An 11,812-nucleotide genomic window follows, 5' to 3' on the forward strand; every position below is an offset into this window, starting at 1 on the left:
GCCGTTGGGGGGGCGGGTGAGGGGGCGACCGCGAGGAATAGCCCGACAGGTGGACTCCTCGCGTCAATCAGGAAGTGAGATACAGTCCGCCCCGCCCCGACCGCGTTCTCCGACGCGGGCTCCCCCAGGTGTGCCTTTGTCCCGTACGAACCCGCGCCTCGATCCCGTGCCCGAATCACCTGATGCATCCGATGCGGCGCCCGGCACCCCGCCTCCTCCACCGGAGTACACCGGCACCCATTCCCGGGAGCTCACCGGGCTGCGTGGGGAGAACACGGCCACCCGGCTGACGGGCTCGGTGGGGCTGCCGGCGACGGAGCCCACGAGCACGGTCATCGCGCCCATGGAGGCCGGAGAGCTGCCCAACGTGGCGGCCATCCGCGGGCTCCGGTTGGATCAGCTGCTGCTGCTCACCACGGGCGCGCTGGTCATCGTGATCGTGGGCCTGCTGGCCGCGCTGTCCGCGAAGACGACGGAGGCGCAGCTCACCGCGACGTCGGACCGCTTCACGCAGCGGCTCCAGTCCCAGGCGCGCGAACTGGGCCAGACGGTGAGCCACACGCTGGCGCTCACCTCCGCCACCAGCCTGCGCGACAACAACTACGCGTTCCTCACGGAAGTGGCGCGCTCCATCATCGCGGACAACCGAAACATCCTGCGCGTGCAGATGTTCGACGCGGACGGGCAGCTCGTCGCGGACAGCGACCCGTCCGCCAAGCTGGGCGAGTCCTCCGGAGGCCGCACCGCGGAGCGCCGCTGGGCCAGCGCCTTCTTCCAGGGCCAGCCCGTCTTCGAGTTCCAGGAGCCGCTCGACTACGGCTCGCAGGCCGGCAAGGGCGTGGTCGTCATCAGCTACTCGCTGGAGGACCTGCAGAAGCAGCTGCATGAGTTGGAGGAGACCAACCGCGCCGCGGTGCGCGCCAACACGCTGCGCATTGTCGGGCTGGGCGTGGGCTTCGTCGTCCTGGCCGGCGTGCTGGCCGCCTTCCAGAGCCGCCGCATCACCAAGCCGCTGGGCGTGCTCACCCACCGCGTGATGCAGCTGGCCGCCGGTGACCTGGGCGCTCGCGCGGGCACTGCGCCGGGCGCGGGCCGCGAGGTGACGACGCTGGGCGTGGTGTTCAACCACATGGCGGAGCGCATCAAGGTCCTGCTGGAGGACGTGCGCGCCAAGGCGCAGCTGGAGCGCGAGGTGTCGCTCGCGCGCACGGTGCAGGAGACGCTCCTGCCGGGCCGCGAGGCCGTGACGGTGGGGCCGCTGCGGCTGGCCGGGCTGGTGGTGCCCGCGGACGCGTGCGGCGGCGACTGGTGGTTCCGCGCCGCGCTGGACGACCGGCGCGTGGTGATTGGCATCGGAGACGTGACGGGCCACGGCCTGTCCACGTCGCTGGTCGCCACCAGCGCCACCAGCGGCTTCGCCTCCGCCATGACGCTGCGCGAGCCGTCGCAGGTGCACGCGCAGATGCTGATCACCGCGCTCAACGTGACGCTGGCCAACGTGGGCCGCGGCGAGCACCAGATGTCCAGCGCGCTCGCGGTCATCGACGTGTACAGCGGCCAGATTGACTACGCGGCGGGCGCCCACCCGGCGGCGGCCGTCTACAACCGGAACACGCGGCAGATTTCGTCGCTGCCGGCGCGCGGTCCGCTGCTGGGCGCGAACGTGGCGTCGCAGTTCACGTCGCGCCAGGCGCAGCTGAGCCCCGGTGACATCGTCGTCTGGTACACGGACGGCCTCACCGAGGCGCGCGACGGTGCCAACCGGCTCTACGGCACGCAGCGGCTGGCCGCCGCGCTCCAGACCCACGCCCACCTCCCCGCCGACGCCCTTCGCGACGCGCTCCTCGCGGACGTGCGCGCGTACAGCGCCGGCCAGCCCCAGCGCGACGACATCACCGTCATCGTCGCCGAATTCAGCCCCGCCCCCTCGCCTTGACGAATCGCATGCGCCCATTCCTTCGTTCCCCGCGCCGCGTCTCCACCGCGCTCGCCCTGCTGGCCACCCTGTCCGGTCCGCCGGCGGCGCTCGCCCAGTTCCGCCCGCCGCCCGCCACCGAGGCGCAGCGCATGACGGAGCAGGGCGAGCAGGCCCTCGTGTCCGCCAACGCCGCCGCCTCCAAGGGTGACAAGAAGGAGGCGGAGGAGAAGTTCAAGAAGGCGCTCCAGCTCTTCGAGCAGGCGCTCACGCAGGAGCCCCAGTCCGTGTTCGCCGCCGCGGGCCTGGGCAGCGCCGCCAACGCGCTCCAGGACTTCCAGCGCACGGTGACGCGCCTTGCGCCGGTGTTCGCGCAGAACCCGCAGGAGCTGTCGCTCGCGTACCCGCTGGGCACCGCGTACTTCAAGCTGCGCCGCTTCCAGGAGGCGGTGCCGGTGCTGGAGCAGGTGGCCGCCGCGGATCAGCCGGACCACCTCATCGTCCACTACTACCTGGCCAGCTACTACCTGTACGTCCAGGACGGGAACCGCGCCGTGACGCGGCTGCAGCGCTACCTGACGCTGCGCCCGGAGAAGCTCGCGGGCAACGACTTCCAGATCCACGAACTGCTGGGCAAGGCGCACCTCCTCCGCCGGGACGCTGTCGCCGCGCGCGCCTCGTTCGAGAAGGCGCAGGCCGGCCGGGCCGAGTCCGCGACCGCGCAGATCGGCCTCGCGGCCGTGCTGGAGATGGAAGGCCACGTGCCGGAGTCCCGCGCGCTCCTGGAGCGGCTGGTGACGAAGTTCCCGCAGGTGGCGGAGCCGAAGGAGCGCCTCGCGCGCCTGTATCTGGCCGCGGGTGACGTGCCGCGCGCGGACCTGCAGGCCACCGCCCTGATGAAGCTGGGCTCCACGCCCGCCGCGCACCTCTTGATGGGTGACGTGCGGCTCGCGCAGAAGCAGCCCGCGCAGGCGGAAGCGGAGTTCCGCAAGGTGCTGGAGCTGCAGCCGGGCCTGCTCCTGGGACAGATTGCCGTGGGCAAGGCGCTCCAGGCGCAGGCGCGCCACGAGGAGGCCATCCAGTTCCTGGAGTCCGCCGTGAAGTCGGGCGGCGGCAGCCTTGAGCTGTGGGCGACGCTGGGCTCCGTCAACCGCCGCGCCGGCCGCTACCAGCGCGCGGTGGAGGTGCACCGGCGCGTGGTGGAGATGGCCCCGCGCCAGGCGCTGGGCCACGTGCTGCTGGGCGCGGATCACTTCGCCACCGGCCAGTGGGACCAGGCCATCGAGGACTACGGCAGCGCGCTCCAGGTGGAACCCAACCACCCCGGCGCGAAGCAGTGGCTGGCCCGGGCCCTGGCCCACCGCGCGAGAGATCGCGCCGGCACCCAGCGCCTGGAAGACGCCGTGCGCGACCTGCGCCGCGCGTATGACCTGGACCGCTCCGTGCCCATGGCCCGCCGGCTGGGTGCCGCGCTCCTGGACAGCCACCAGTTCGCGGAGGCCCGCAAGGTGATGGAGGGCGCGGTGACGCTGCCGGGCGCGACCTGGCGCGAGCACCTGTTGCTCGGTTACGCCCGGCTGGGCGGTGGCGATGCGCAGGCCGCGCTCGCCGCGTTCACCCAGTCTGGTGAGGCCACGCAGGAGCCGGATCAGCGCGCGGAAGCGTCCGCGGGCGCCGCGCTCGCGGAAGTGGAGCTGGGCCAGGTGGACGCCGCCGTGCAGCGGCTGACGGACGCGGGGCCCTCCAAGACGGCCGCGAAGGTGGCGGAGGCGAACCTGCCTCGCGTGCTGGTGCGCCGGGCCCTGGCGAAGCTGGAGACGGGCGACGCCGCCGCGGCGAACCGGGACCTGGACGCGGTGGACCGCCTGGGCACCGGCAAGCGCGCGGACGTGGCGAAGCTGGCCGCCTTCGCCCGGGCGCTCACGCGCGCGGAAGAAGGGAAGTTCGCGGAGGCCACCGCGGGCCTCAAGCGCTCCCTCACGCCTGCTCCGGAATGGGCGTGGCCCAACACGCGCGCGCTCGCGGACGCGTGGGTGCTCTACCGCCAGGGCAAGGTCGCGCCCTCGCGCAAGCTGCTCACCGCCGCGCAGAAGAAGCCCATGCCCGGGCAGCCGAAGTGGATGGGCAACCTCACCGGCGCGCTGCTGCGGCGTGAGGCGGCGCTCGCGTACGCCTCTGGCAACATGAAGGCGTCGGAGAAGGCGCTGAAGGCCGCGCTCGCCGCGACGCCCGACGACGCGCTGGTGCAGCACAACCTGGCGTGCGTGGGCTGGCGCCAGGGCGACAGCGCTTCGGCGCTCGCGACGTGGAAGCGCCTGGAGACCGCCGTACCTGTCGCCTCGCTCAACCTGGGCATCGACGCGCAGGAGCGACGGCATGAACCCGCCGAGGCCGTGGACGCCTGGCGCCGCTACCTGGCCGCTGGCGCGGGCCCCCGCGCTGCCCAGGTGCGGGAATGGAAGGACCGCCTGCAGGGCCTCTATGGACTGGGTGACGCGCAGGGCGTCACGCCGGCCACCGGGGTCGCGGAGGAGACGCCGTGAAGACGCCATCCCTTGTCGCGCGGGGGAGCCTCCTGCTCGCCGCCGTGCTGTTCGCCGTTTCCGTTGCCAGCCCCGCGTCCGCCGCGCCGAAAAAGGCCACGCTGGGCGTGTTCCTCGCCACGACGTTGTCGGACGGTCAGGAGCGCTTCCAGTACGCGGAGGCGCTCGCCCAGAAGCTGGAGGCCAGCCTGGGCCGCCCCGTTGGCGCCAAGAGCTTTGGCCGCTACGAGGACTTCTCCAAGGCGGTGGGGGAGGGGCAGATCGACTTCGCCGTGGTGGACGGCTGGGCCGCGGTGCAGCTGGGCTCCAAGGCGGATCCGGTGGCGTACGCGCCGCGCGCCGGTGAGACGCAGCAGCGCTGGGCCATCATCTCCCTCCAGAAGGGCACCGTGAAGGACCTCGCCGGCAAGCGCATGGCGCTGGTCAAGGGCGCGGGCTCCGCGGATCCGAAGTTCGTCTCCCACGTCGTGCTGGGCGGCGACCTGGATGCCCAGAAGCACTTCAAGCTGGTGCCGGTGCCCAACGTGGAGTCGGCGGTGAAGATGCTGGAGGCCAAGGGCGCGGAGGCCGCGCTCGTGCCGGTGGCGCACGTGCCCAAGGACATGCGGGTGCTCTTCAAGAGCAGCCGGGTGCCGGGCGCCGTGCTGGTGGACCTGAAGGGCGGGGGAGACGCGTTGTCCCAGTCCCTGTCCTCCGTGGGTGCGGTCGCCCCGTTCGACGCCTTCGCCCGCATCCAGGGCCGCGAGTTCGAGGACTTCCGCAAGCTCGTCACCCAGGGCCCCCCGCGCCGTCAGCCCGTCCTCGCGGACTCTCCCGACCTGCGGGTGGAGACGCCCGTGCTCGTCCAATCCGAGTCGCTGGGTCCCGCCCTCCCGCCGTTCGTGGACGACCTGGCCGTCTCCGCCGAACAGCCGGATGACTGATTGCGCCGTGAGCTGATCCGCGCACGGGGTTTCCACCGCCGTGCGCGTGTTTCACCGCGATCGACAGCCATGACTTGGCCTAAGGCGAGTTATTGCGGTAATTTGAGAAGTCGAGCGGAACGCCACCGTTCAGGGGTGGAAACTCATCCCTGAGAACAATTGCCAGTCGCACCGGCTCTGGTTCCTGGCGCTAGAACCGCGGATACCCCCTGCTTCCCCTCGTGGAATTGAGAACGATGGACTCGACTGAGTACGGTGGATCGCGCACCAACGCGGTGAAGGGGTTTGCCGGTCGGATGGGCGCGCGCGCGTGCCTGACCCTGGTGGTTTGCGCCCTGTCCCTCTTCGCGGTGGAGACGGCCCAGGCCCAGGAGGCCCAGGAGCCCGCCCCCAAGACGCGGACCAAGGCCCCCCGCAAGCGCGCGGCGACCCCGCCGGGCGCCAAGGCCGCCACGCCGGGTGCCAAGGCCGCCACGCCCGGCGCGAAGCCTCCGCGCACGGCGAAGACGCGCCGGGGCGCGAAGGCGCAGCCCCCGCCGACGGACGTGGAGCCCATTCCCGGGGACGAGCCCGCCGCGCAGCCTCCGGCGCTCGCCACCGAGCCGCCGCCCGCGCCGCTCGCCCCCGTGGCCGGCCCTGGCCCGTCCGTTTCGGATCCGCTGCCCGTGGCCTCGCCGTCGCCGTATGACGGGCCGCTGACTTCGGACATCCCGTCCAACCCGCCGCCCGCGCCCACGCTGGGTGCCGGCGCGGTGCTCCCGTCGTCACAGCCGCGCACGGCGGACAACGTCCCGGACCGCGCGCCCTTCACGGAGCCCACCTCCGACCGCGCGCTGCCGCCGCCCTCCAGCCTCTCCGGCCTGGACGGCCCGGACCTGGGCGGTGGCGACGACCTGGAGCAGAACATCAACAGGGCGCTGAGCGAGGCCGTCGTCACCACGGCGTCCAAGCGCAGCCAGCGCATCTCCGACGTGCCCCTCACGGTGTCGTGGATCCCCGCGGAGGAGCTGGAGGGCACCGGCCAGTTCTCGCTCTGCGAGGCCATCCAGTACTTCCCCGGCATGGAGTGCCGCCGGGGCTCCATGCGCAAGGCGGCGGTGAGCGCGCGCGGCCTGGGCTCCAACTACCTGTCCAACCGACTCCTGCTCCTCAAGGACGGCCGTCCGCTGACGGACCCCTGGACGGGCCAGTTCTACGCGGATGAGACGACGCCGCTCACCAACCTGAAGCAGGTGGAAGTCATCCGCGGCCCGGGCTCGTCGCTCTACGGCTCCAACGCCTTCAGCGGCGTCATCAACATCATCGAGCGCCAGCCCGCGGACCTCATCGCCAAGGGCCAGAACGTGGGCGCCGACGCGCGCATCCTCGCGGGCCAGGACAAGACCTGGCGCCTGCAGACCAACGTCGCCGGCCGCGGCGGCCCGGTGGAGGCGCTGCTCGGCTACTACGGCTTCGGCTCGGACGGCCCGCAGCTCTTCAACAACCCGCAGCTGAACCAGACGGACACCAACGAGGACTCGCTGGTCCACCAGGTGAACGGCAAGGTCCGCGTGGGTCCTCTCGCGCTGGACGCGGACTTCACGGACGGCAACATCGGCCGGCCCGGTGGTCAGAACATCTCCACCGTGGGCAACTGCGGCCGCTGCCACTACACCGCGCAGGACAACGAGCACGTCCAGAACCTGAACACCGCCCTGCAGCTGGATCAGCAGGTGACGGACAACGTGCGCGTGTTCGCCCAGGCCTACGCCTTCTTCAAGCGCCGCAACGTGACGCTGGAGAATGAAATCACCGGCGCCCTGGAGGACACGCTGGGCAAGCGCAGCCGCCTGGGCGGTGAGGCGCGCGCGCTGTTCTCCCTGGACAAGCTCTCCGTCACCGTCGGCGGCGACGTGAAGGCCGACCAGGTGAACAACCAGAACATCCTGCCCGGCCTGACCCTGGACGACACGAAGCAGACCATCCTGGGCGGCTTCGTGGACGCGGAGTACCGCATCACGGACCGGCTGGTGGTGGGCGCGGGCGCTCGCTACGACAACTACCAGATCCCCTCCAAGGTCTGGGAGGCGAAGACGGATCAGGTGTCCCCGCGCGCCAGCGTCGTGTTCCACGCCATCCCGGAGCTGCTCACGCTGCGCACCAACTACGGCCGCGCCTTCCGCGCGCCCACGCTGGCGGAGCTGGCCATCAATCAGCAGATGTACGCCGCGACGCTCCTGGGCAACCCGTCCCTGCGCGCGGAGACGCTGGACACGGTGGAGGCGGCGGTGGACTTCTGGCCGCTGGACCGCAGGGTGCGCCTGACGGGCACGGGCTTCTACAACCGCGCCCGCAACTTCATCAATCAGGAGCTCCTCTTCGGCTCCACGTCCCAGTTCAAGAACCTGGGCGACGCGCGCGTGGCGGGCTTCGAGGCGGAAGCGGCGGCGCAGGTGCCGTCCCTCAACTCGTCCTTCGACGTGGCCTACCAGTTCCTGGACGCCCAGGCGCTGCCGGTGGGCGGCGGATCCGGCTACCCGCTGGACTACGCGCCCAGCCACCGCGTCTACCTGCGCGGCCGCACCAACATCGGCAAGTTCGCCTTCGTGGAACTCTACGGCCTGTTCGTGGGCGCCCGGTATGATCCGGGCTTCGTGGTGGACGAGAACGCCGGCACCACCACCCGCGTGAAGCTGCCCAGCTACATCACCGCGACCGCGCGCGTGGGCTTCAACGTCCACGAGCGCGTGGCGGTGTCACTGTTGGGCACGAACCTCTTCAACGCGAAGTACGAGGAGTCCCACGGCTTCCCCGCACCGCCGCTGGGCGTCTTCACAGAAGTTCGACTCCATTATTAGGGCGCTGTTTGGATACCGTCGCCGCCGTGAAGGATGCTCCCCTGAAGTTGACGCCGGACACGACGCTCACGCCGGAGGCGCTGGAGAAGGCCTCCGGAGTGCTGGCCCGGGACGGCCTGTTGTTGGGGCGCGGTGACGACGCGGCGCCGCAGCTGGTGCTGTTCGACGGGCGGTTCACTCCCGCCCACGCCGCGCTCCTGGAACGCCGTCCCCCGGCGCTGCTGCTGGCCACCCGTGAGGGCGGCCAGCCGTCCGCCTGGGAGGCGCGGCTGTTGAGCGCGCTGTTGCGCGGCGAGCCCATGATCCCCAAGGAAGCAGCCACGTCCGTGGCGTGGCTGGGCAGCGTGGCGGAGGTGACGGCCGTGGGCGAGCGCGCGGCCGAGGCCGTCCTCCAGGCTGGCGGCTCCAAGGGCGCGGCCAGCCGGGTGGCGGATGTCGTCCATGAGATTGGCGTGAACGCGCTGCTCGACGCGCCAGTGGACGGAAGCGGCGAGCCGAAGTACGCCCACCGGCGCGGCCAGGTGCAGTCGGTGGCGGATGAAGACCGCTGCCTGGTGTCGTGGGCGGTGGCGGACGGCAGGGCGTGGCTGGAGGCGACGGACCGCTTCGGCCGCCTGTCGGTGTCACCGTTGGTGCGGGTGGTGAAGGCCTGGGGTGAGAAGGCGCAGGTGGATGCTTCGGGTGGTGGCGCGGGCCTGGGTCTGCGGCGCATCCTGGAGCACAGCGACGCAGTGGCGGTGCGGGTGACTCCGGGAAAGCGCACACAGTTCGCCTGTGGAGTGGACCTGGGCGACGGTCGCCGCCGGGCCGCGCAGCCCAAGTCGCTGCTGTTCAGTCTGGAACGAGGGTAGGCGGGTGGAGAGCCAAACTTCCAATGCCAGCATCACCTCCCTGCGCGTGGGCAGTCTGACCCACGTGCGCGTGGCCGGGGTGATCGACGAAACCTTCCCCCTCACGCCAGCCTCCAAGGGCATCCAGGGCCTGGTGGTGGTGGACCTGGGCCTGGTGGAGCGGATCAGCTCCTTCGGCGTGCGCCGGTGGATCGAGTTCGCCGGCCACCCGCCGCAGGGCGTGTCGGGGCTGTACGTCGTCAACGCGCCGCCGGTGGTGGTGGATCAGCTCAACATGGTGGAGGGCTTCGCGGGCGTCGCGCGCGTGCTCTCGCTGTTGGCGCCGTACACGTGCCGCTTCTGCAAGGAGGACCGGCTGCGGCTGGTCCGCCTGGTGGAGGAGGCGAAGGTGCTGGAGCAGGGCGGGGCCCCGCCGCACCAGTGCCCGGTGTGCTCCCAGCCGCTGGAGTTCGCGGACGAGCCCACGGAGTTCTTCGACTTCGCGCGCCGCCAGCAGTTCTCCGCGGTGGATCCCGCGGTGCTGCGCTACCTGCGCTCCGGCATCCCGTCGGAGCCGTCCGAGCTCTCGTCGCACCTGAAGATCGTCCAGGACGACATCACCTTCATCACCCTGGCCAGTACGCTCAAGGGCGACCTCAACGTGCGCCGGCTGGCGTCCGGCCTGGAGGGGCGCGTCGCGTTCGACTGCTGCCACGTGAGCGTGGTGGAGCAGGAAGCGCTGCCGCGCATCGAACAGGTGCTGGAGGTGGCCGCGCAGGGCGCCCAGGTGGTGCTGTGCCGCGTGCCGCCGCCACTGCTGGCCGTGCTGGCGAAGTCCACCAAGACGCTGCCCGCGAAGCTGGCCACGCTGTGGCTGCCGTGCGACTGCCGCAACTGCGGCCAGGTCACCCACCAGCGCATCCAGACCTCCGAGTACCTGGAGGTGCTGCGCGCCAAGGGCACCATGGAGCGCGTGTGCCCCGTCTGCGGCGGCAGCTCCCGGGCTCCGGCGCTCGCGCAGTTCCAGGGGCTGCTCGCGCGCACGCCGCTCACCGACAAGCCGCTGGAGGACATCGAGGCGCTGGAGCAGCGCGCGCTCAGTCAGTACCTCTTCGGCTCCACCAACACGGACCCCGGCGCCCGGGGCTCGTCAGCCACGGACACGCACACCAGCGGCGCGCGGCTGCAGATCATCCGCCGGCTGGGGCAGGGCGGCATGGCGGAAGTGTTTCTCGCCAAGCAGCAGGGCGTGAAGGGCTTCGAGAAGTTCGTGGTGATGAAGAAGATTCTCGCGCAGTTCGCTGAGAATCCTGAGTTCGTCGACATGCTCTTCGCGGAGGCCCGCGCCAACGCGCGCCTCACGCACCCCAACGTCGTGCAGACCTTCGACGTGGGCGTGACGGACGGCGTGGCGTACATCCTGATGGAGTACGTGCGCGGCCCGGACCTGAAGCGCCTGCTCACGGAGCTGCGCCGCAAGGGCATGGCGCTGCCGCTGGAGCACGCGCTGCGCATCGTGGCGGAGGTCGCCGCGGGCCTGCACTACGCGCACAGCTACGTGGACCCTTCCGGCACGGCGCACCCGGTGGTGCACCGCGACGTCAGCCCCCACAACGTGCTGGTGTCGCTGGACGGCGCCATCAAGCTGTCGGACTTCGGCATCGCCAAGGTGCAGGGCGAGGAGCACACGCAGGCGGGCGTCATCAAGGGGAAGATTTCGTACCTCTCCCCGGAGGCCGCCAGCGGCCGCCCGCTGGACTGGCGCAACGACGTGTTCGCGCTGGGTGTGGTGCTCTTCGAACTGCTCACCGGCCAGCTGCCGTTCCGCCGGGACCATGACGCGGCCACGCTCGCGGCCATCGTGCGCGAGCCCGCGCCGGTGCCCTCGCAGCTGCGGCCCCACATCCCGCAGGACGTGTCGGACCTCATCCTGCGCGCGCTGGTGAAGGACCCGGCGCGGCGCACGCCCTCCGCGGCGGCGATGCGCGAGGAGATTGAAGCCGTCATCGCGCACCACCGGCTGTCCTCGTCGCCCGCGTCGGTGGCGCAGTTCTTCAAGGAGACGCTGGGCGACCGGCTCTCCGAGTACGCGCCGTCGTCCATCGCCGGCCCGGGGACGGGCTCCAACCCCCGGGCGCTGATGCCGGGCACGGGCTCGCACTCGCGCAACGTGGGCACGGGCTCGGGCAGCGACATGCGGGCCCCGTCGGACCTGTCCCGTCCGCCCGTGCGCGGTGGTTCCGGCAGCATGCCCCGGATGGAGCCGCCCCCGGTGGCTTCCCCGACGGAGCCCGCCGAGCGGGGCACCGAGGTCGTCTCCGTCAACGGGCCGCCCATGGCCTCCGCGCCTCCGGTGGCACCGCCCGTGGCCGCCGCGCCCCGTCCGTCGCGCCCGGCCGCGCCTCCGCCCACGTCGCCGATGCCGCCGCCCACCGCGGTGCGCCCCGCGGCGTCCGCCAACGTGCCCACGCGCGTGGGGCCTCCGCCGCAGGCGCCCGCGCGTCCGTCGGTGGCGGTGCCCTCCGTCGCCCCGCTGACCGCGGCTCCGCAGCCGCACCCCGTGGCAGCGCCCCCGTCGCATGGGGGCACCCACGCGCAATACGGGGCCGCCCACGCGCAGCAGGGAAGCGCCCCGCCGCCGCCGCTGGGGCAACATGCGCCGCCGCCGACCGGCTCCCACGCGGCCTATGGGGGACACCACCCCTCGCCCGTGGCCGCGCCGCCGCCGCACGTGGCTGCCCCGCATGCTCCGCCGGTGTCCGCC

At 72.0% G+C, this 11,812-nt stretch carries 6 protein-coding genes; all 6 read left to right on the top strand.

All coding sequences use genetic code 11. From position 1 onward, the window contains the following. Nucleotides 1-136 precede the first annotated feature (136 nt). On the top strand, nt 137-1,936 hold the full coding sequence (locus D7Y15_RS38700) for a PP2C family protein-serine/threonine phosphatase (RefSeq protein ID WP_120580781.1): 1,800 nt from the start codon (nt 137-139) through the stop codon (nt 1,934-1,936). An 8-nt stretch (nt 1,937-1,944) separates the two neighbouring features. Continuing rightward, a complete protein-coding gene (locus D7Y15_RS38705) occupies nt 1,945-4,458 on the top strand; it encodes a tetratricopeptide repeat protein (RefSeq protein ID WP_121755708.1) in 2,514 nt (837 codons plus the stop codon). After that, nucleotides 4,455-5,381, top strand: a complete 927-nt coding sequence (locus tag D7Y15_RS38710; RefSeq protein ID WP_233605253.1) for a PhnD/SsuA/transferrin family substrate-binding protein — start codon at nt 4,455-4,457, stop codon at nt 5,379-5,381. Before D7Y15_RS38705 ends, D7Y15_RS38710 begins: the two co-directional genes overlap by 4 nt. Nucleotides 5,382-5,617: 236 nt before the next feature. After that, nucleotides 5,618-8,218: a TonB-dependent receptor gene (locus tag D7Y15_RS38715; RefSeq protein WP_120580779.1), complete on the top strand. Its 2,601-nt coding sequence runs from the start codon at nt 5,618-5,620 to the stop codon at nt 8,216-8,218. A 26-nt stretch (nt 8,219-8,244) separates the two neighbouring features. Continuing rightward, nucleotides 8,245-9,069, top strand: a complete 825-nt coding sequence (locus D7Y15_RS38720; protein WP_233597447.1) for a hypothetical protein — start codon at nt 8,245-8,247, stop codon at nt 9,067-9,069. Between the two features lie 4 nt (nt 9,070-9,073). After that, on the top strand, nt 9,074-11,812 hold a 2,739-nt coding region (locus D7Y15_RS38725; RefSeq protein WP_233605254.1), incomplete at its 3' end, for a serine/threonine-protein kinase.

The sequence above is a fragment of the Corallococcus sp. AB030 genome (assembly GCF_003668965.1).
GTDB classification, from domain to species: domain Bacteria; phylum Myxococcota; class Myxococcia; order Myxococcales; family Myxococcaceae; genus Corallococcus; species Corallococcus exiguus.

Coding starts and splice junctions, on each gene's coding strand:
- D7Y15_RS38715 (WP_120580779.1), top strand. CDS start 5,618: ATGGACTCGACTGAGTACGGTGGATCGCGCACCAACGCGGTGAAGGGG.
- D7Y15_RS38705 (WP_121755708.1), top strand. CDS start 1,945: ATGCGCCCATTCCTTCGTTCCCCGCGCCGCGTCTCCACCGCGCTCGCC.